Here is a 19,179-nt window from a genome sequence, read left to right on the forward strand (position 1 = left end):
CCTCTGGAGCAGGGGAGAAAGCACTTGAACCCCCATCTCGTCGCCCGCTAGATTGCCCAAAAATTAGAGCGCGCACAATTGCAAGGCACCACTGATCCCCATCCGATGACGCCGAAGACCGGCGAGACGACGGTCGGCTTCACCTTTTCCGGTAGGCTGGAACCGGCTGGTTTCATCGCCTTTGCCGAGCACCGCGCAGCACGACTGTCGCTCGGGCTTGATATCAGCGCTTGCGACAACGAGCACTGTCGCCTGACCCTGTCAGGACCAGAGGCGCTGATCGACGCCTTCGAGATGGCCGCAAGCCTCGGCCCCTATGACAGCATCGTGCTCGACGTGACCCGTTTCTCTCCGTCAAAAGACACGCCCGAAAAGGCCCCATCATGACATCAGATTTTGCCTGGATCCCCGTTGCGCTCTCCGCCGACATCGAAGCCGGCACCTCCGCGGGCACGCTCGTCAACGGTGAGGAACGCGTCGTATGGCGCGACGAGAAAGGCGACGTGCATGTCTGGGAGGACCGTTGTCCGCATCGCGGCATGCGGATGAGCTTCGGCTTCGTGCGCGGCGACCACATCGCCTGCCTCTATCACGGCTGGCGCTACGATACCGGCGGACAGTGCCGCCACATTCCGGCCCATCCCGATCTGGAGGTGCCCAAGACCATCAAGGTCCCGACCTTCGCCGCCATCGAACGCGCCGGCATCGTCTGGATGGCGTGTGAAGGCGCCGACCCGGCCAGCCTCGCCGGATTGCCGGGAAGCGGCGAACCGGTCCGCAGCCTCTTCCTCGAACTGTCGGCAAATGCGGCGCTGCTGGCGGTGACGGCAGCCCCGCCCGAAGGGTATCGTCCCGTTCCAGGGGTTTCCGGCACGGTCACCCTGCAAGGCAATGAGGGGAGCGTGTTGATCGCGGCCCAGCCCCGCGATGCCGGACGGACAGCCTTGCACATCACGGTGTCCGACGACACCTCCGCTGCCACCCGCCGCAGCCTCGCGCTTTGGGCTGCGGACCTGCGCAACCGCATCGAGGCTCAGGCAATGGAGGCGGCGTGATGATCAAGCTTTACGACTACCACCTCGACGAAAACGGCTTTCGCGTCCGCCTCCTCCTCTCCATGCTCGGCCTCGCCGTCGAGACCGTTGCCGTCGACAAGGCACCGGGCCGCGAGCAGGAAAAGCCGCATATGCTGGCGCTCAACCCGACCGGCACGCTGCCCATCCTCGAAGACGGAGAGGTCAGGCTCTTCGGTACAGCCGCAATCCTTACCTATCTTGTTCGCGCCCATGCGCCTGATAGCCCCTGGCTGCCGGCAGATCCCGCCGATTTCGGTCGTGTCCAGCAATGGCTGGGCTTTTCCGGCCGCGAGCTGAAGCCCGCAATCGACGCCCGCGAGGCGGCGCTCTTCACCTCGGAGGGCGCAAGCGACAGCGACCTAAAGGCCGCGCGCAAAGCCTTCCGCATCATGGAAGAGCACATGACGCTGCGGCAGATCGACGGCGCAGGCTGGTTTGTCGGCGACACCCCGACGCTGGCCGATCTCGCGCTTCTGCCGAGCTTTGCGCTCTCGCGCGACTGCGGCATCGATCACGATGAATATCCCGCACTTCGTCGCTGGCTGCGCCGCTTCCGCGCACTACCGGGCTTCATCACCATGCCAGGCGTACCGGATTACCACTGACCTGCCTTGATGGCAGAGATCAGAGCGGCTAGGTCGGGGAACCAGCAGGGAGGTCCGCCATGATCCGCATCGTCTTTCTCGACCGGGATACGCTGTCGCCGGAAACTGTGGTTCGCGCGCCCGCGATGCCGCATGAGATGGTGGTGCATGACCGGACTGCCCCGCACGAAGTCGCCGAACGGATCCGCGACGCCAATGTCGTCATCACCAACAAGGCTCCTGTCCGAGCCGAGGCGCTGGCGGGAGCCTCGAAACTGAAGCTGATCGCCGTCTCCGCCACCGGCACCGACATTGTTGACCTTGTCGAAGCCAAGGCACGCGGCATCGCTGTCTGCAATATCCGGAACTACGCCAGGCACACCGTCCCTGAACACACATTCGCGCTGATGTTGGCGCTGCGCCGCTCCATCCTGCCCTATCGCCAGTCGGTGATCGAGGGACGCTGGCAAGAGGCCGCGCAATTCTGCTATTTCGATTATCCCATCGCAGACCTCGGCGGCTCGACGCTCGGCATCATCGGCCACGGCACGCTTGGCCAGTCGGTCGGGAAGATCGCCGAAGCCTTCGGCATGACGGTGCTGGCCGCCGGCCGTCGCGGTGCGACTGATCTGAAACCCGGCCAGACCGCCTTCGACGAGGTGATGGAGCGCGCAGATGTGATCACCCTGCACTGCCCGCTGACGCCAGAAACGCGCGGCGTGATCGGCGCCCGCGAATTCGCGCTGATGAAGCGCAAACCGCTCCTCATCAACACCGGTCGCGGCGGGCTCGTCGATGAACTGGCGCTGGAAAAGGCGCTCGACCAAGGCCAGATATCAGGCGCCGGCTTCGACGTAACGGACGGCGAACCGCCCGCGCCCGATAGCCCGATGATGCGCATTGCGAACCGTGAGAACGTCATCCTCACGCCCCATGTCGCCTGGGCAAGCCGCGAAGCAATCCAGGCGCTGGCCGACCAGCTGATCGAGAACATCGAGCTCTTTCTGGCGGGAACCCCACGCAATCTCGTGACCTGATCCTGCTATCGCAGCCCTTGCCCTTTCTCAGCGACGCATGTCTAACTCTCTCAAAAGACAGGGAGGACGGCATGCGCTATCTGGAGGCGGATTATCAGGGCAGTGAGATCCTGACGGCAAGAAAAGGTGCGCTCGGGCTAATTGCGCTCAACCGGCCCCGGGTCCTGAACAGCCTGTCCCACGACATGATCCTGGATTTCGGCAAGGCGCTCGACACATTCGAGGCCGATCCACACGTCGCGGCCGTGCTCGTCACTGGCGAGGGCGAACGCGGCCTCTGCGCCGGCGGCGACATCAGGATGTTCTACGAGAGCGGCAAGTCCGGCGATGGCAAGGCCTCCGAATTCCTCAAGGCCGAATACCGCCTGAATGCGCGTATCGCCGGCTTTAAAAAGCCCTATGTCGTCGTGATGGACGGCATCACCATGGGCGGCGGCGTTGGCGTCTCCAGCCATGGCAGCCACCGCATCGTCACCGAAACCACGAAACTCGCCATGCCCGAAACCGGCATCGGCTTCTTCCCCGACATCGGCGCCACCTGGCTGCTCTCCCGCGCATCCGGCGAACTCGGCACCTGGATGGGGCTATCAGGCGAGGCGGTGAACGGGGCCGATGCGATCACCGCAGGCTTCGCCGACTGGTATGTGCCGCAGGATCGGGTAGCCGAACTCCTGGAGCGCGTCGCCGCCCTGCCCGCCCCGGCGCTGGGTCAGTCGATCGCCTCGACGATCCGCGATTACACGGTGGACGGCCCGGAAGGCATCTTCTGCGAAGGCCGTGACATGATCGACCGCTGCTTGCGTTTCGACACCGTCGAAGAGATCATCGCCGCTCTCGAAAAGGAAGGCGGAGACCTTGCCGCCAAAACCCTCACCGCCATGCGCGCCAAGTCGCCGACCAGCCTAAAGGTGACGCTCAAGATGCTGCGCGAAGCGCGCCATTCGACGGACCTCGAAACCTGCCTGGAGCGCGAATTCTTAGGCACCCTCCAGGTGGTGAAGGTCCCCGATTTCTATGAAGGCATCCGCGCCGCGATCATCGACAAGGACAGGAACCCGAAATGGTCCCCGGCGGCGCTGGAGGATGTGGCGCCGGAGAGTGTAGACGCGTTCTTTCTGAAAAGGCGTGAGCGACTCTTCGGCTAGTCGGCCGTAGCTCGACTCTTACTGGCCGGGAGGCATGCGCTCGAACCTGGTCAGGGTCGGGTCAATGCAGTCCCATGGCTGGGCGGAGGCGGTCCAAGTGACGAACTGAGGTGCATATCGCTCCGGTTCGTCGAGGCTTGCCGCTCTAACGGAAAATATCTGAGGAGCATCGGGGAAGACCAGAAGAACCGGTGATCCGCAGACCGGGCAGAAGCCGCGGCGTTTGCGCGTTCCGCCATCTCCGACCAGATCCCAGGTCTGAGCCTCGCCCTCAAGCTTCACCTCGGCACCAGCGAAGACCACATGCGAGGCATGGCCGGTTCCGCTGTCCATCTGGCATTGCCGGCATTGGCAATCGACCATGGCGACAGGCTCACCGATCACTTCATAACGCACGGCTTTGCAGGCGCATCCGCCACGAAAGGGCTTGGACATCGCTGTACTCCTTGTTTGATGACGCAGTTTGAGTGAAGGCACCCCTAATCGGGTTGCCGGATTGTCGCTTCGAGGCGTGGCACGACCACTTTCCAGCCGTCCCCCATATTGCGGAAGGCAACCTCGTTCTTCGGAAGCTCGAAACCGGAATGAACGAGGCGCACACGGGTGCCGTCTGCCACCGGTTCCAGAGTCCAGGTCACGACCGTATCCAGCTTCGATCCATAGCCCGGATTGGAGGCATCGCCGCCCCGCCAGGCATAGGCAAAGCGGCTGTATTCAACGACCTCCAGCACTTCACAATGAATAGTGCCATCCCAGGCGCCGGCCGGTTTGGTCTGGTAGGTGAAGCGATTGCCGACAACCGGTTCAAAGCCTTTCGGCTCCATCAACCAGCGCGCCATGATCTCGCCCGAGGTCAGGGCACGCCAGATGACATCAGGCGCATGCGGAAAAAACTCGTCAACGACGATCTGCTGTCGAGAAGAAACGTGAGCGGCGTCGGTCATGGGTCGATGTCCTTGAGAAGGGTGCGGAGATTGCCGAAGCGCTCCCGCCAGAAGACGCCGTAATGACTCATCCAGTCGAACAGGGGTTCGAGACCTTCCGGGCGGACCCGGTAAAAGGTGCTGCGCCCGTCCGGACGCTCAACGACGAGCCCCGCCTGCTTCAACGTCTTGAGGTGCTGGGAAATCGCGCCTTGCGTCACCCCGCTGCCCCGGGTCAGTTCGACCACGGTGATTTCGCTCGTATTGGCAATGCGCTCATAGATGCCCCGCCGGGTAGGGTCGGCGAGTGCGCGCATGACGGTGTTGACGGCTGTTGTTTCGATCATGAGAAATCATTAGCACGGACTATTTGATAAGTCAACACTAATGATTTTTGACTACCCCTCTGCACAAGCTGGGATAGGATGCTCACTCAATCTCGTACGGCATCGGGTTCCTGACCCGGTGATCCACCACCAGCTTCCGCTTCAGCGGCGGCACGGCGCGGCTGGTGCATTTGACGCGCTCGCAGATGCGGCAGGAGATGCCGATGGGGTCGAAGGCACCGCGATTGCTGAGGTCGAGGTCGTCGGCATAGACGAAGGCGCCGGCATAGGAGATCTCGCAGCCGAGCGCCAAGGCATAACGCGGATTGGCGGCGCGGAAGCCGGCGGAGCCTTTCGACACCTGGGTGGCAATGCAGAGATAGCGCACGCCATCGGGCGTTTCCGCCGTCTGGCGGATGATCCGGCCGGGCGTCTCGAAGGCCTGGTGCGCATTCCACAGCGGACAGGCCGCCCCGAAGCGGGCGAATTGCAGGCGCGCGGCACTGTGCCGCTTGGTGATATTGCCGGCCCGGTCGATGCGGGCAAAGAAGATCGGCACGCCCTTGAGGCCCGGCCGCTGCAGGGTCGAAAGCCGGTGGCAGACCTGCTCCAGCGAGGCCTCGAAACGGGCGGCGAGCAGTTCGATATCGTGGCGCAGGTCGCGCGCGGCGGTAAGGAAGCTACGATAGGGCAGGATCAGCGCCCCGGCGAAATAGTTGTAGAGACCCATGCGACAGATCTCGACCGCCTCTTCACTGCGGAAATTCGCCTGTTTCAGCACCTGGTCGATCTTCGTGGCCGCCGCCAGCTGGGCGATCTGGATGGCGATCTGGAAATCGCGGGTCGGAGCGGATGCATAGCGGCTGACGGTCAGGATCCGCCCCACCGGATCAAAGCGGCGGATCGCCTCGTCGCCGGCCTCGCCGCGCACCACGCGCACACCGTGTTTCGCTTCCAGATGACCTGAAAGTGCTGCGTAATTCTCCCCCTCCCCGAGGGTCAGATCGTCGGCCAGTTGCTCGGCGGCGAGGTCGAGATCATGGATGTAGTTATCGACGAAGTGGAAGAAGTCGCGCACCTCGTCATAAGGCGTCACCTCCTGGCTGGGCGCTGCCCCCAGCCGGTCGTCGAGGCTCGCCAGCTGCTCGTTGCCACGCCTGTAGGTCTGATGCGCTGCAATCAGCGCATGGGCAAATCCCGGCGCATTCTGGGTCACAAGCTTCAGCTCCTGCAGGCTCGGCGAATAAGTCTCGAACAGGGGATCCGAGAGCGCCTCCGTCAGCGCCGACAGCAACCGGTCGTTCTGGCCCGACGACAGCTCGGTAATGTCGATGCCGAACTTTTCCGCCAGCGACAGCAGCACCGAGGCCGAGACCGGACGCTGGTTGTTTTCGATCTGGTTGAGATAGCTCGTGGAAATGCCGACCATGTCGGCAAACTGCGCCTGGGTGGCCCCGTTTGCCTGGCGGATGTCGCGGACCTTGCGGCCGATGAAGAGTTTCCCGATGGCCATTTCGCAAATTCGCAATTTTCAATTTGCAAATTCATAAATCCACAGATGCACCTGTTCAACCGTTTTCTTCTGCGGCACAGTGGAATAGGTGTCACATCAAGGCTCAGAAGCCAGAAGACCTTCGGGAGGACTTATGCTTACAATCCTGGACCAGCTCGAAGCCCGCCGCAAAGAGGCCCGCCTCGGCGGCGGCGAAAAGCGTATCGCCGCCCAGCATGGCAAGGGCAAGCTGACCGCCCGCGAACGCGTGGAAGTCCTGCTCGACGAAGGGTCCTTCGAAGAATACGACATGTATGTCACCCATCGTTGCGTGGACTTCGGCATGGCCGAGCAGAAGGTGCCGGGCGACGGCGTGGTCACCGGCTGGGGCACGATCAACGGCCGCCAGGTCTATGTCTTCTCCCAGGATTTCACCGTGCTCGGCGGCTCGCTGTCGGAAACCCATGCCCAGAAGATCTGCAAGATCATGGACATGGCGATGAAGGTGGGAGCGCCCGTGATCGGCCTCAATGACTCGGGCGGCGCCCGCATCCAGGAAGGCGTGGCCTCGCTTGCCGGTTATGCCGATGTCTTCAAGCGCAATGTTGATGCCTCGGGCGTCATCCCGCAGATCTCCGTGATCATGGGACCCTGCGCCGGCGGTGCGGTCTATTCGCCCGCCATGACCGATTTCATCTTCATGGTGCGGGACTCATCCTACATGTTCGTCACCGGCCCCGATGTGGTGAAGACGGTCACCAACGAGATCGTCACGGCGGAAGAACTGGGCGGCGCCTCCACCCACACGAAGAAATCCTCCGTCGCCGATGGCGCCTATGAGAACGACATCGAGGCGCTCGAACAGGTCCGTCTGCTCTTCGACTTCTTACCCCTCAACAACCGTGAAAAGCCTCCGGTCCGTCCCTTCCACGACGACCCGGCCCGCATCGAAATCCGGTTGGACACGCTGATCCCGGACAGTTCCAACAAGCCCTATGACATGAAGGAGCTGATCTACGCGCTGGCCGACGAGGGCGATTTCTTCGAGATCCAGGAAGCCTTTGCCAGGAACATCATCACCGGCTTTATCCGCATGGAAGGCCAGACGGTCGGCGTCGTCGCCAACCAGCCCATGGTGCTTGCCGGCTGCCTCGATATCGATTCATCGCGCAAGGCCGCCCGCTTCGTCCGCTTCTGCGATGCCTTCTCGATCCCGATCCTGACCCTGGTCGACGTGCCCGGCTTCCTGCCCGGCACCGCCCAGGAATATGGGGGCGTCATCAAGCACGGCGCCAAGCTCCTCTTCGCCTACAGCCAGGCGACGGTGCCCATGGTGACCCTGATTACCCGCAAGGCCTATGGCGGTGCCTATGACGTCATGGCCTCCAAACATATCGGCGCCGACGTCAACTATGCCTGGCCGACCGCCGAAATCGCTGTGATGGGCGCGAAAGGTGCTGCCGAAATCCTCTATCGTTCGGAACTTGGCGATGCCGAGAAGATTGCCGAGCGCACCCGGGAATACGAAGTCAACTTCGCCAACCCCTTCAAGGCGGCCGAGCGCGGCTTCATCGACGAAGTGATCATGCCGCACTCCTCCCGCCGCCGCATTGCCAGGGCATTCGCCAGCCTCCGCAACAAGCAGGTCGGCACCCATTGGAAGAAGCACGACACCATCCCGTTGTGAGGGGCCGACAATGACCTCCAGCTTTGCCGTGAGAGCATTCGCATCGTTTTTGTTATTGGGCACCCTAGTGGCAGACCTGTCGATGGCGCAGCCGACCGAAGTGGAGATGGTCCACATCGATCCTAGTCAAATCCAATCTCTGGTCGTGCCCCCTTGGGAAAGATCGACGAATGACAAAACGAGAGCATGGGAAGATAGTGTTCTAGCATCTGTCACCGATGAGTTTGGTGGGGACTTCAGGAAGGCAGCTGGTGCGGCTGCAAACAAAGGGTTCCAAGCTCTGGATGAGCTGGACTTCGCTTCGGCTTCGAAAGCTTTTAGCGAGGCGGCCGTGCTCGACCCCAAGAGCCCTTACCCATACATTGGTTTTGTAGACATCTATCGTTTGATGAACCAGTTGGAAAAGAAGGAATTTTGCCTACAAGCCGCTATCGACCGTAGTGAAAGACAAAGAGCAGCGCTGATCATGATCGGAACCCACCTGGGGATCGATGGTGATTACGGGAAGGCTGTGGAGTTCTTTAACTCGGTGTTGGAGCTTGACGCCAAGGATCAAGGGGCTCACCTGATGCTGGCGAAGACATATCGACTTCTCAAAGATCCCGAGCGAGCCGAGTATCACGAACAGCGTGCGAAAGAGTGAGCGGAAGTCGTCTTCGACCCTTCGTGAACCAAGGAACAGAGGCAATCCATGACCGACGAAAAATTCCCGCCCGAGAAGAACCTGCCGGCCGGCTATGTGCCGCCGAAGGTCTGGACCTGGGAGCCTGGCAATGGCGGCGCTTTTGCCAGCATCAACCGCCCGACAGCCGGGGCGCAGACCGAGGTGGAACGTCCGGTTGGCAAACATCCGCTGCAGCTTTATTCGCTCGCAACGCCGAACGGCCAGAAGGTGACGATCCTTTTGGAAGAGCTGCTGGCGGCTGGTCACAAGGGCGCGGAATACGATGCCTGGCTGATCAATATCGGCAAGGGTGACCAGTTTGGCTCGGGCTTTGTCGAGGTCAATCCGAACTCCAAGATTCCGGCCTTGATGGACCATGCCCCGAAGGACGGCGGCAAGCCGATCCGCCTGTTCGAATCCGCCTCGATCATGACCTATCTGGCGGAAAAATTCGGCGCCTTCCTGCCGTCGGAAACCCGTGCCCGCGCCGAGACGCTGAACTGGCTGTTCTGGCAGATGGGCTCGGCCCCCTTCCTCGGCGGCGGTTTCGGCCATTTCTATTCCTACGCGCCGATGAAGATCCAGTATGCCATCGATCGCTATGCGATGGAGGTGAAGCGCCAGATGGATGTGCTGAACCGCCACCTCGCCGACAACGAATTCATGGCCGGCAAGGACTACACCATCGCCGACATGGCGATCTGGCCCTGGTATGGTCGTCTTGCCCTGCATGGCGCCTATGACGATGCCGGCACTTTCCTGTCGGTCGACGAATATGAACACGTCCAGCGCTGGACCAAGCAGCTCGCAGCACGCCCGGGTGTGAAGCGTGGCGCCATGGTCAACAAGACCTCCGGCCCGCTTTCCGAACAGCTGCATGAACGCCACGATGCCTCCGACTTCTTGACGAAGACGCAGGACAAGATCGCTGCGGCGTAAGGAGAGACCATGCCGAGCTTGCCCGACATGACCAAACATCGCGGTTTCCCCGGCGGCATGCCGGGGACCGGTGTGCAATTCACCATCCGCCGCGCCAATCCGCGTGGCGTGACCCCCATCAAGGCCTTCCCCCGCAAGGCACGGCCAGGCACCAAGGAACACCGGATCGACGCGGCCTTCCTGCATGCGCTCTGGCACCATTTCGGCGCGGAACCCTTCGAGCGCGGCAATCTCGATGCCGCACGCCTGAGCCTTCTCTTCGGGCGCGAAGTGGTCCCCGCCACCAAGGAGTTCGACCCGCTCTCCTACGAGGCCATGCTCGTCATCGACGAAAAGGTGGCGCGCAAGAGCTTCCCCGAATCCTTCGACGACGTGTTCGAGGTGTAACGCCATGGCAAAAGATCCGCTCATGCCGAAACACCAGGGCTTCCCACTCGGGCTGCCTGGAACGCAATGGCAATTCACGATCCGCCGGCCGAACCCCAAGGTCACACCACTCACCAACTGGCCGCGCCACCGGACCATGGACCCGACCGTAGCACTGGCCGACCTCGGCTTCATGCAGGCGCTCTGGCAGTTTTTTGGCACGGAAACCTTCGAGCGTGGCAACCTCGACGGCGAACGCCTCTGCCGCCTGTTCGGTCGTGAAATCATCGCCGCCGAACGCGGATTTGATCCGCAATCCTACTTTGCCAAGCTGAAGATCAACGAGCAGCTGGCGCGCAAGAACTTCCCGGAAGCCTTCGGCGACGTGAAGAACGAGCAGAGCGTGGCGAAGGGCTTGAAGAAGAAGGCGCAGGAATAGCCCGACGTTTGGGATCAATGCTGGGAGAAGGTGGGAATGATGAATTTGACCTGTGACAAGTACGTGAGCGCCAAGGCGCTCATCATCGGGGGCGCTGCTCCCGGCGCCATCCCGCCTGCTCAAGCTGCCGAGTGACAACAATGATCGAGAAAATCCTCATCGCCAACAGGGGCGAAATCGCCTGCCGGGTCATCAAGACCGCCAAGAAGCTCGGCATCAAGACCGTTGCCGTCTATTCCGATGCGGACCGCAACGCGCTGCATGTCGAAATGGCCGATGAGGCCGTGCATATCGGCCCGGCGCCGTCGAACCAGTCTTATATCGTGATCGACAAGATCCTCGACGCGATCAGGCAGACCGGCGCGGATGCGGTGCATCCCGGCTACGGCTTCCTGTCTGAAAACGCAGCATTTGCCGAGGCACTGGAGAAGGCGGGCGTGACCTTCATCGGTCCGCCTGTGGGCGCGATCCAGGCCATGGGCGACAAGATCACCTCGAAGAAGCTTGCCGCCGAAGCCGGCGTGTCGACCGTGCCCGGCCATATGGGCCTGATTGCCGATGCCGACGAGGCGGTGAAGATCTCGGATCAGATCGGCTATCCCGTGATGATCAAGGCCTCGGCCGGTGGCGGCGGCAAGGGCATGCGCATCGCCTGGAACGCAGAGGAGGCCCGCGAAGGCTTCCAGTCGTCGAAGAACGAGGCGAAGAATTCCTTCGGCGACGACCGCATTTTCATCGAGAAATTCGTCACCGAACCGCGCCATATCGAGATCCAGGTCCTCGGCGACAAGCACGGCACCGTGCTTTATCTCGGCGAACGCGAATGTTCGATCCAGCGGCGAAACCAGAAGGTCATCGAAGAGGCCCCCTCGCCCTTCCTGGATGCCGCCACCCGCAAGGCTATGGGCGAACAGGCCGTCGCACTCGCCAAGGCCGTCGGCTATCACTCGGCTGGCACGGTTGAATTCATCGTCGATGGCAAGCAAAACAAGTTCTACTTCCTCGAGATGAACACCCGCCTGCAGGTCGAACATCCCGTGACCGAACTGGTGACCGGCCTTGATCTCGTCGAGCAGATGATCCGCGTCGCCTCGGGCGAGAAACTCGCCTTCGCCCAGGACGACGTGAAGCTGAATGGTTGGGCGATCGAAAGCCGCCTGTACGCCGAAGACCCTTATCGCAACTTCCTGCCCTCGATCGGCCGTCTCACCCGCTACCGCCCGCCGGCCGAGGGTACGACCGCCGACGGCACGGTTATCCGCAACGATACCGGTGTCTTCGAGGGCGGCGAGATCTCGATGTATTACGACCCGATGATCGCCAAGCTCTGCACCTGGGCGCCCGACCGCATCACTGCCATCGACGCCATGAGCGAGGCGCTCGACAGCTTCGAGGTCGAAGGTATCGGCCACAACCTGCCCTTCCTCTCGGCGGTCATGGGGCAGGAGCGCTTCCGCTCCGGCAAGATCACAACGGCCTATATCGCCGAAGAATTCGGGCAAGGCTTTACCGGCGTCACGCCGGATGCGACCTCCGCCGAAACGCTCGCGGCGATTGCCGCCGTCATCAACCACCGTCTGCAGGCGCGTGCCATCCAGATCTCCGGCACAATCGGCAACCACGCCCGCAAGCTCGGCAAGGACTGGGTTGTGAACCTTGCGGGGTCGGATCATGCCGTGACGGTCACCGAAGGCACTGGCAACACGCGCGTCTCGCTCGCCTCCGGCACCGAGTTTGTTATCGCCACCGACTGGCAACCCGGCCAAACGCTGGCGATCATCGACAACGGCGGCGACATGCTTTCGGTCAAGGTCGACCTCAGGGGTGCCGCCATTCGGCTACGTTGGCGTGGCATGGACGTGACCGCCCGCGTGCGCTCGCCGCGTGTCGCCGAACTCGCCAAACTCATGCCGGAAAAGCTGCCGCCGGACACCTCCAGAATGCTGCTCTGCCCGATGCCCGGCGTCATCACCGGGGTCGCGGTCAAGGAAGGCGAGACCGTGGAAGCCGGTCAGCCGCTGGCCACCGTCGAGGCAATGAAGATGGAGAACATTCTGAAGGCCGAACGGCGTGGCACTGTGAAGACGATCCTTGTCAAGCCGGGCCAGAGCCTGGCCGTCGATGAGCTGATCATGGAATTCGAGGGATAGCGTTCTTCTTTGAATGCAAATTCCTCATCCGGCTGCCGGCACCGTCTCTGCCCGGAACGGGGGCAGGCTGAGGGGCAAACAGGAACACTAGTCGTCGGCCCGCAGTCCGTGCGGAGCAGGGAGAAGACCGGATGACCAAGAAAACCATCGCCGACTGGCAGGCGCTTGCCGAGAAGGAATTGAAGCGTCCGGCAGACAGCCTCGTCTGGGAGACGCCGGAGGGCATTCCGGTGAAGCCGCTCTATACGGCAGACGATATCGCCGGCATCGACCATCTCGACAGCCTGCCGGGCTTTGCCCCATTCACCCGTGGCCCGCGCGCCACCATGTATGCCGGCCGTCCCTGGACGATCCGGCAATATGCCGGTTTCTCGACGGCAGAGGAGAGCAATGCTTTCTACCGGAAGGCCCTTGCTGCTGGCCAGCAGGGGGTTTCCGTGGCCTTCGATCTCGCCACCCATCGCGGTTATGACTCGGACCATCCGCGCGTCGAGGGCGATGTCGGCAAGGCGGGCGTGGCAATCGACAGTGTCGAGGACATGAAGATCCTGTTTGACGGCATTCCGCTTGAGGATATCTCCGTCTCGATGACGATGAATGGTGCCGTCATTCCGATCCTCGCCAATTTCATCGTGACCGGCGAGGAACAGGGTGTCTCGCGCGAGAAGCTCTCCGGGACCATTCAGAACGACATTCTCAAGGAGTTCATGGTCCGCAACACCTATATCTATCCGCCCGAACCCTCGATGCGGATCATCGCCGACATCATCGAATACACGGCGAAGGAGATGCCGAAGTTCAACTCGATCTCGATCTCCGGCTATCACATGCAGGAGGCCGGCGCGACACTGGTGCAGGAGCTCGCCTTCACGCTCGCCGACGGTCGCGAATATGTCCGCGCGGCCATCGCCAAGGGCCTTGATGTCGACGCCTTTGCCGGCCGCCTCTCCTTCTTCTTCGCCATCGGCATGAACTTCTTCATGGAGGCAGCAAAGCTGCGCGCCGCCCGTCTGCTCTGGACCCGCATCATGCAGGAGTTCGAGCCGAAGAAGGCATCGTCTCTGATGCTGCGGACGCATTGCCAGACTTCGGGCGTGTCGCTTGCCGAACAGGACCCCTACAACAACATCATCCGCACTGCCTTTGAGGCGATGTCCGCCGTGCTCGGCGGCACACAGTCGCTGCACACCAACTCGTTTGACGAGGCGATTGCGCTGCCAACCGAATTCTCTGCCCGCATTGCCCGCAACACCCAGCTGATCCTGCAGCATGAGACGGGCGTGACCAAGGTCGTCGATCCGCTCGCCGGCTCCTATTATGTCGAGAGCCTGACCAACGACATGGCTGAAAAAGCTTGGGCGCTAATCGAGGAGATCGAGCGGCTGGGCGGCATGACCAAGGCCGTCGATGACGGCCTGCCGAAGCGCCTGATCGAAGAAGCGGCGACCCGCCGCCAGGCAGCCGTCGACCGCGCCGAGGAGGTCATCGTCGGCGTCAACAAGTATCGCCTGGAAAACGAGGCCCCGATCGATATCCTCCAGATCGACAACTCGGCAGTCCGGCTGTCGCAGATCAAACGCATCGAGCAGACGCGTCGCCAGCGCGATCCGAAGCGGGTCAGCGAAACCCTCGCCCGACTGACGGAGGTCGCCAAGTCCGGTCAAGGCAATATCCTGGAAGCTGCCGTCGACGCCGCCCGCGCCCGCGCCACCGTCGGAGAGATTTCGGACGCCATGCGCGCCGTCTTCGGCGATCACGTCGCCGTGCCCGAAGTCGTGCACGACATCTATGGCAAGGCCTATGAAGGCGATCCGGAAATGGAGACGCTGTCGACCCGCCTCCAGGACTACGGCAAGGCGGCCGCCAAGCCGCGCATCCTGATCGCCAAGCTCGGCCAGGATGGCCATGATCGGGGGGCCAAGGTGATTGCCTCGGCCTTCGGCGATATCGGCTTCGATGTCGTGGCCGGTCCCCTGTTCCAGACACCGGAAGAAGCCGCAGACTTGGCCGTCGCCAACAAGGTGCAGGTGGTCGGCATGTCCTCACTTGCCGCCGGCCACAAGACGCTCGCCCCACAGCTGGTTGAGGCGCTGAAGGCCAAGGGCGCGAATGACGTGATCGTCGTCGTCGGCGGGGTCATTCCGCGCCAGGACTACGATTTCCTTCTGGAGCATGGCGTCTCCGCCGTGTTCGGCCCCGGCACCAATGTCATGGATGCCGCGCGCTCGGTGCTCGATCTGCTCGAGGGTCGCCTGCGCAACAGTTGAGGATGCCGACAATCGCAGACGGCATCACCCACGCCCTCCATGATAGCAGCCCAAATCCCCGACTGCGGTGATCTTTCAGGATCACCGCAGACCACTTCGATCAGCTGCGGTCGTCTGCATTGGCTCCGAGCAGCTTCGGCAGATCGCCGAAACGGGCAACGAGGCCGAAGACGACAGCCGCGAGCGCGACGAAGAGGATCGTCACCGAAGCCATGACCGGCGTATAGCCGTAGCGCAGCGCGTTGAAGATCTTGATCGGCAGCGTCTCCATCACGAAACCGACCGTCATGTAGGCGACGATGTATTCGTTGAGCGAGAGCACGAAGGCAAAGGCATAGCCGGAGACGAGATAGGGCGCGATCAGCGGCAGCACGACCGTGTGGAAAATTGTCCGGTCGTCGGCGCCCATGGTGGCGGCCGCCTCGACGAGGGAGCGGTCGATGGCCGAGAAGCCGAGTGACAGCGTCACCAAAGGCAGAGTGACGAAGAAGATCGCGTGACTGATCACGGCCGTCCAGGGCTGACCATAGAAACCGGTCGCTGCCCAGAAGGTGAGAAGGCCCAGCGCCGTGATGACGGGCGGCAACGTGAACGGGGCAATGCCAAGCAGCTGGAAAATCTGCGCCCAAGGGGCAAGACGCCGCCACAGGAACCAGGCCAGCGGCAGTGCGATGGCGACTGCAAGTGCAGCCGCGCAGAGCGCCAGGATGACCGAGGCGAATAGGGCCGCGCGCCAGCCCGGATCGGTGAAGATCGCGCTGTACCAGGACAAGGAAAAGCCCTGCGGAGGAAAATTCAGGCTCTGCTTGGCATTCACCGAGACACCCGCGACGACCACGATGGGGGCGGCGAGAAAAATGCCAATGAGGGTGAAGTAGAGACGCGTGAGGACCGTGTTCATGCTGCCTCTCCCTTGCGACCAATCAGCAGTGTCAATGCCACCATGCCGAGCGTGACAAGCACGAGGAACACCGCCATCGCCGCTGCGAATGGCATGTTGGACTGGTAGATCGCCTGGTCGGTGATCAGCACCGAGAGCGTCCAGTGAGAGGGACGACCGAGGATCTGCGGCAGGAGATAGGAGCCGAGCGCGAAGATGAAGACCATGATGAGCGTGGCGATCAGCGTGTTGCGCAGCGCCGGGACAACCACCGTGAAGAAGGCCTTGAGCGGCGAGGCCCCGAGCGTGCGCGCCGCTTCCGTCAGCGTCGGATCGAGCCGGACGAGTGCGGGATAGAGCACCAGCACCGTATAGGGTAGCGCCTGATAGGCCATGCCCGTCAGGACCGCACCGAAATTCGGCATCAGCGCCACCGGACTGTCCATCAAACCGATCGCGACCAGGAGATTGGTGATGCCAGCGGTTCGCGAAAGCAGTGTCGACCAGGCGAAACCGATGATGACTTCCGAAAGCGACAGGATGGAGAGCAACGCCACCAACCACAGCACCTGAGCCTTCCGCGACATGCGCGCGAGCAGATAGGTGAAGGGCAGCGCAAGGGTCACGCAGACCACGGCGACTGCGATCGCCAGGCCAAGCGAGAAGCTGAGCACGCCGCCGAAGAAAAACGACAGGAAGCGGGCGTAATTGTCGAAGACAAAGTCGGGCGAATAGAAGCCGGCCGGGTCACGGCGGAAGAAGGAAACGGCGATCATCGTCGCGAAAGGCACGACGAAGAACAGGATCAGCATGCCCGCCGGGAAAACGAGCGGCGCATAGTCGAGTGCAGTTTTCGGGGCCTCGCGTCTCATGCTGGCAGCACCACGGCAGTTTCCGGATCGATGATGATGCCGACATCCTGGCCGACGGTGACGACCGGCCGCTCGCGTGGTGTCGAGACTGCAACAACTTCGGTGCCGGCGACATCGAGAAAGGTCTCGATCGTGCCGCCGAGATCACGGATGAAGGTGACTTTGCCGGTAATCCGGCCTTCGCCGGGCGCAGAGAGCTTCACGTCTTCAGGGCGAACCGAAAGGCTGGCCGGCGCCTGGCCTGACGGTGCCGAGATCCCGGCGACGGCATGCCCGAGCACAAGCGCCGTTCCCGCCTGCGCTGTCAGCGGCAGCAGATTGGTCGAGCCGATGAAATCCGCGACGAAACGATCGGCCGGCTTGCGATAGATTTCGATCGGGCTCGCCGCCTGACGGATCTTACCGCCATTCATGACGACCACGGTATCCGCCATGGTCATGGCCTCGCGCTGGTCATGCGTGACGACGATGGTGGTGATGCCGAGCTGCTGCTGCAGCTTGCGCAGCTCCACCTGCATCGCCTCCCGCAGCTTGGCATCCAGCGCCGACAAGGGCTCGTCGAGCAGGAAGAGTTTTGGCGAGATCGCAAGCGCCCGGGCGATCGCCACACGTTGCCGCTGGCCGCCGGAGAGCTTGTGCACCGGACGGTCCGCATAACCGGTGAGATGGATCATCGCGAGCAGTTCGTCCACCCGCTTCACTTGCTCCTCCCGACCGATGCCGCGGATACGCAAGGGATAAGCGATGTTTTCGCCGACGGTCAGATGCGGAAAAAGCGCCAGCGACTGGAAGACCATGCCAAGATCCCGCTTGTGCGTCGGCACCTGCGTGATGTCTTGGTCGTCGAGTACGATCGAACCCTCTGTCGGACTGTCCAGCCCGGCGATCATCCTTAGCAGCGTGGTCTTTCCACATCCCGAGGGGCCGAGCAGACAGACGAAGGTGCCATGCGGGACGGAAAGCTGGACATTATCGACCGCCGTGAAGGGGCCGAACTGCTTGGTGATGGAATTGAGGGCGAGGCCGGACATCATGTCTCCGAAATCATAGGATGCAGGCTCGAAGCCCGTTGGCGCGGCGATAGCATCTCACGCACGAATTGTCTTGCAATGGTGAGCGGCCCTTCGAGGGCGTCACAGCGTTTTGGCATTTGAGGCTTTGCCTCACCCTAACCTCCCCCCGCAAGCGGGGAGAGGCACAGTTGGCGCCGAGTAGAAATCAGCCGACGATCAGCTCGGTCCACTTCTGGTTCAACCAGTCCGACTTGGTCTGGTAGAGGTCGTAACGCGGCGTGATCGGCTCGATATCCGAAGAGACGGACGCGAATTCGGCATCTGTGAGGTCGAGCAGCTCGCGCTTGACCGTCGGGGCCGTGCCAACCTTGCGCGACAGGGTCGCCTGGATCGACGGCTGGCACATGTAGTCGATGAACACATGCGCTTCCTCGGTCTTGGCCGAGGCGCGTGACAGCGCCCAGCAACCCGAGTCCTGAATGCCGCCTTCCTTCGGGAAGGTCGAGCGAACCGGCTGGCCGTCGGCAGCAGCAAGGCCCGTGACGTCATGGTAATACTGGCCCATCGGGATTTCGCCCGACTTCAGCGACTGCTCGAACTGCGCTTCGTCGCGGTACCAGAGGCGCACATTCGGCTTCACTTCCGCCAGCTTCTCAAGCGCCTTCAGGATACCCTCTTCGGTATCGAGTGCATTGGTGCCCCCCATATACGTCTTGGCGGTCACTTCCAGCAGGAAGGAGTTGGAGACGAGGGCAAGCAGGCCGAGCTTGTCGGCATTTGCCGGATCCCACAGCGCTTCCCAGGAGGTCGGGGCTTCCTTGAAGACATCGGTGTTGGTGACCAGCGTGATGTACCAGGCAACGGCACCGACGCCGGCGACGCGACCATCCGGATACTTGTTGACGAAGCGGTCGATCAGGCCTGAGGCATTCGTGATCTTCGCCATGTCGATCGGCGCCCAGAGCTCGGTCGCCTGGCCCTTCAGCATGGCCACCTGCGACATCATCGAGAGGTCGGCCGGCGCCTGGCCGGCCTTGGCGGCCTGCTCGAGCTGCACCAGCCAGGCTTCCCCCGTCGGCTCGGCGATCGATTCGACGGCAATGCCGGTCGCCTTGGTGAATTCCGGGAAGATGTTCTTGTCGAAGGAATCCTTGAAGTAGCCGCCATAGACGCCGATCTTGATCGACTTGTCCTGCGCCCTGAGGATTGTCGGCATGGCGAGTGCGCCGGCGGCTGCGAGCGAGCCGGCCAGCACGCCGCGACGGCTGACGGAAGTGGAGAAGATGTCTTTCATGGTCCTGTTCCCTTGTTGTGGTTGA

General features: G+C 62.2%; 20 protein-coding genes. 12 read left to right on the plus strand and 8 right to left on the minus strand.

What is annotated here, in order from left to right:
• Window positions 1-105 precede the first annotated feature (105 nt).
• The 5 genes from LJE98_RS08405 to LJE98_RS08425 all read left to right on the plus strand — a co-directional run bounded on the left by LJE98_RS08405 (window position 106) and on the right by LJE98_RS08425 (window position 3,842).
• On the plus strand, window positions 106-387 hold the full coding sequence (locus LJE98_RS08405; RefSeq protein WP_229574701.1) for a hypothetical protein: 282 nt from the start codon (window positions 106-108) through the stop codon (window positions 385-387).
• Window positions 384-1,055, plus strand: a complete 672-nt coding sequence (locus LJE98_RS08410; protein WP_229574702.1) for a Rieske (2Fe-2S) protein — start codon at window positions 384-386, stop codon at window positions 1,053-1,055. Before LJE98_RS08405 ends, LJE98_RS08410 begins: the two co-directional genes overlap by 4 nt.
• On the plus strand, window positions 1,055-1,681 hold the full coding sequence (locus LJE98_RS08415; RefSeq protein WP_229574703.1) for a glutathione S-transferase family protein: 627 nt from the start codon (window positions 1,055-1,057) through the stop codon (window positions 1,679-1,681). Before LJE98_RS08410 ends, LJE98_RS08415 begins: the two co-directional genes overlap by 1 nt.
• Before the next feature lie 59 nt (window positions 1,682-1,740).
• Window positions 1,741-2,697 carry a D-2-hydroxyacid dehydrogenase gene (locus LJE98_RS08420; protein ID WP_229574704.1) on the plus strand — a complete coding sequence of 319 codons (957 nt, stop codon included), beginning with the start codon at window positions 1,741-1,743 and terminating at the stop codon, window positions 2,695-2,697.
• Window positions 2,698-2,768: 71 nt separating this feature from the next.
• The gene (locus tag LJE98_RS08425; protein ID WP_229574705.1) at window positions 2,769-3,842 is read left to right on the plus strand and encodes an enoyl-CoA hydratase/isomerase family protein; all 1,074 of its coding nucleotides are present in this window, start codon (window positions 2,769-2,771) and stop codon (window positions 3,840-3,842) included.
• Between the two features lie 18 nt (window positions 3,843-3,860).
• Here the strand turns inward: LJE98_RS08425 and LJE98_RS08430 are convergent, their stop codons facing one another.
• From LJE98_RS08430 to LJE98_RS08445, 4 genes are all read right to left on the minus strand, one after another.
• On the minus strand, window positions 3,861-4,277 hold the full coding sequence (locus LJE98_RS08430; protein ID WP_229574706.1) for a GFA family protein: 417 nt from the start codon (window positions 4,275-4,277) through the stop codon (window positions 3,861-3,863).
• 44 nt (window positions 4,278-4,321) lie between these two features.
• Window positions 4,322-4,786 carry an SRPBCC family protein gene (locus LJE98_RS08435; protein ID WP_229574707.1) on the minus strand — a complete coding sequence of 155 codons (465 nt, stop codon included), beginning with the start codon at window positions 4,784-4,786 and terminating at the stop codon, window positions 4,322-4,324.
• On the minus strand, window positions 4,783-5,112 hold the full coding sequence (locus LJE98_RS08440; RefSeq protein WP_229574708.1) for an ArsR/SmtB family transcription factor: 330 nt from the start codon (window positions 5,110-5,112) through the stop codon (window positions 4,783-4,785). The genes LJE98_RS08435 and LJE98_RS08440 overlap by 4 nt, the downstream gene beginning before the upstream one ends.
• A gap of 82 nt (window positions 5,113-5,194) precedes the next feature.
• Window positions 5,195-6,604, minus strand: a complete 1,410-nt coding sequence (locus LJE98_RS08445; RefSeq protein ID WP_229574709.1) for a helix-turn-helix domain-containing protein — start codon at window positions 6,602-6,604, stop codon at window positions 5,195-5,197.
• A 133-nt stretch (window positions 6,605-6,737) separates the two neighbouring features.
• Between LJE98_RS08445 and LJE98_RS08450 the strand changes: the two genes are divergently transcribed.
• The 7 genes from LJE98_RS08450 to scpA all read left to right on the plus strand — a co-directional run bounded on the left by LJE98_RS08450 (window position 6,738) and on the right by scpA (window position 15,095).
• A complete protein-coding gene (locus LJE98_RS08450) occupies window positions 6,738-8,270 on the plus strand; it encodes an acyl-CoA carboxylase subunit beta (protein WP_229574710.1) in 1,533 nt (510 codons plus the stop codon).
• Window positions 8,271-8,280: 10 nt separating this feature from the next.
• Window positions 8,281-8,913 (plus strand): tetratricopeptide repeat protein, encoded by a 633-nt coding sequence (locus tag LJE98_RS08455; RefSeq protein ID WP_229574711.1) that lies wholly within the window; start codon window positions 8,281-8,283, stop codon window positions 8,911-8,913.
• Window positions 8,914-8,961: 48 nt separating this feature from the next.
• The gene (gene yghU, locus LJE98_RS08460; protein ID WP_229574712.1) at window positions 8,962-9,873 is read left to right on the plus strand and encodes a glutathione-dependent disulfide-bond oxidoreductase; all 912 of its coding nucleotides are present in this window, start codon (window positions 8,962-8,964) and stop codon (window positions 9,871-9,873) included.
• 9 nt (window positions 9,874-9,882) lie between these two features.
• Entirely contained in the window at window positions 9,883-10,260 is a 378-nt protein-coding gene (locus LJE98_RS08465; protein WP_229574713.1) for a hypothetical protein, read from the plus strand.
• Between the two features lie 4 nt (window positions 10,261-10,264).
• The gene (locus LJE98_RS08470) at window positions 10,265-10,678 is read left to right on the plus strand and encodes a hypothetical protein (RefSeq protein WP_229574714.1); all 414 of its coding nucleotides are present in this window, start codon (window positions 10,265-10,267) and stop codon (window positions 10,676-10,678) included.
• Between the two features lie 140 nt (window positions 10,679-10,818).
• Complete coding sequence (locus tag LJE98_RS08475; RefSeq protein ID WP_229574715.1) at window positions 10,819-12,828, plus strand: acetyl-CoA carboxylase biotin carboxylase subunit; 2,010 nt, start codon at window positions 10,819-10,821, stop codon at window positions 12,826-12,828.
• 131 nt (window positions 12,829-12,959) lie between these two features.
• Entirely contained in the window at window positions 12,960-15,095 is a 2,136-nt protein-coding gene (gene scpA / locus LJE98_RS08480) for a methylmalonyl-CoA mutase (protein WP_229574716.1), read from the plus strand.
• A 100-nt stretch (window positions 15,096-15,195) separates the two neighbouring features.
• Here scpA and LJE98_RS08485 read toward each other — a convergent pair whose 3' ends face one another.
• The 4 genes from LJE98_RS08485 to LJE98_RS08500 form a co-directional block, all read right to left on the minus strand.
• Window positions 15,196-15,996 (minus strand): ABC transporter permease, encoded by an 801-nt coding sequence (locus LJE98_RS08485; protein ID WP_229574717.1) that lies wholly within the window; start codon window positions 15,994-15,996, stop codon window positions 15,196-15,198.
• Entirely contained in the window at window positions 15,993-16,847 is an 855-nt protein-coding gene (locus LJE98_RS08490) for an ABC transporter permease (protein WP_229574718.1), read from the minus strand. Before LJE98_RS08490 ends, LJE98_RS08485 begins: the two co-directional genes overlap by 4 nt.
• Window positions 16,844-17,878, minus strand: a complete 1,035-nt coding sequence (locus tag LJE98_RS08495; protein WP_229574719.1) for an ABC transporter ATP-binding protein — start codon at window positions 17,876-17,878, stop codon at window positions 16,844-16,846. The genes LJE98_RS08490 and LJE98_RS08495 overlap by 4 nt, the downstream gene beginning before the upstream one ends.
• A gap of 187 nt (window positions 17,879-18,065) precedes the next feature.
• Window positions 18,066-19,154, minus strand: a complete 1,089-nt coding sequence (locus LJE98_RS08500; RefSeq protein WP_267498970.1) for an ABC transporter substrate-binding protein — start codon at window positions 19,152-19,154, stop codon at window positions 18,066-18,068.
• Window positions 19,155-19,179 lie beyond the last annotated feature (25 nt).

The sequence above is a fragment of the Rhizobium sp. 'Codium 1' genome (assembly GCF_020889605.1).
GTDB lineage: Bacteria > Pseudomonadota > Alphaproteobacteria > Rhizobiales > Rhizobiaceae > Allorhizobium > Allorhizobium algae.

Bases quoted from the DNA above. Each gene is read 5' to 3' on its own strand.
- LJE98_RS08405 (WP_229574701.1), top strand. From the start codon at position 106: ATGACGCCGAAGACCGGCGAGACGACGGTCGGCTTCACCTTTTCCGGT.
- LJE98_RS08410 (WP_229574702.1), top strand. From the start codon at position 384: ATGACATCAGATTTTGCCTGGATCCCCGTTGCGCTCTCCGCCGACATC.
- LJE98_RS08415 (WP_229574703.1), top strand. From the start codon at position 1,055: ATGATCAAGCTTTACGACTACCACCTCGACGAAAACGGCTTTCGCGTC.
- LJE98_RS08420 (WP_229574704.1), top strand. From the start codon at position 1,741: ATGATCCGCATCGTCTTTCTCGACCGGGATACGCTGTCGCCGGAAACT.
- LJE98_RS08425 (WP_229574705.1), top strand. From the start codon at position 2,769: ATGCGCTATCTGGAGGCGGATTATCAGGGCAGTGAGATCCTGACGGCA.
- LJE98_RS08430 (WP_229574706.1), bottom strand. From the start codon at position 4,277: ATGTCCAAGCCCTTTCGTGGCGGATGCGCCTGCAAAGCCGTGCGTTAT.
- LJE98_RS08435 (WP_229574707.1), bottom strand. From the start codon at position 4,786: ATGACCGACGCCGCTCACGTTTCTTCTCGACAGCAGATCGTCGTTGAC.
- LJE98_RS08440 (WP_229574708.1), bottom strand. From the start codon at position 5,112: ATGATCGAAACAACAGCCGTCAACACCGTCATGCGCGCACTCGCCGAC.
- LJE98_RS08445 (WP_229574709.1), bottom strand. From the start codon at position 6,604: ATGGCCATCGGGAAACTCTTCATCGGCCGCAAGGTCCGCGACATCCGC.
- LJE98_RS08450 (WP_229574710.1), top strand. From the start codon at position 6,738: ATGCTTACAATCCTGGACCAGCTCGAAGCCCGCCGCAAAGAGGCCCGC.
- LJE98_RS08455 (WP_229574711.1), top strand. From the start codon at position 8,281: ATGACCTCCAGCTTTGCCGTGAGAGCATTCGCATCGTTTTTGTTATTG.
- yghU (WP_229574712.1), top strand. From the start codon at position 8,962: ATGACCGACGAAAAATTCCCGCCCGAGAAGAACCTGCCGGCCGGCTAT.
- LJE98_RS08465 (WP_229574713.1), top strand. From the start codon at position 9,883: ATGCCGAGCTTGCCCGACATGACCAAACATCGCGGTTTCCCCGGCGGC.
- LJE98_RS08470 (WP_229574714.1), top strand. From the start codon at position 10,265: ATGGCAAAAGATCCGCTCATGCCGAAACACCAGGGCTTCCCACTCGGG.
- LJE98_RS08475 (WP_229574715.1), top strand. From the start codon at position 10,819: ATGATCGAGAAAATCCTCATCGCCAACAGGGGCGAAATCGCCTGCCGG.
- scpA (WP_229574716.1), top strand. From the start codon at position 12,960: ATGACCAAGAAAACCATCGCCGACTGGCAGGCGCTTGCCGAGAAGGAA.
- LJE98_RS08485 (WP_229574717.1), bottom strand. From the start codon at position 15,996: ATGAACACGGTCCTCACGCGTCTCTACTTCACCCTCATTGGCATTTTT.
- LJE98_RS08490 (WP_229574718.1), bottom strand. From the start codon at position 16,847: ATGAGACGCGAGGCCCCGAAAACTGCACTCGACTATGCGCCGCTCGTT.
- LJE98_RS08495 (WP_229574719.1), bottom strand. From the start codon at position 17,878: ATGTCCGGCCTCGCCCTCAATTCCATCACCAAGCAGTTCGGCCCCTTC.
- LJE98_RS08500 (WP_267498970.1), bottom strand. From the start codon at position 19,154: ATGAAAGACATCTTCTCCACTTCCGTCAGCCGTCGCGGCGTGCTGGCC.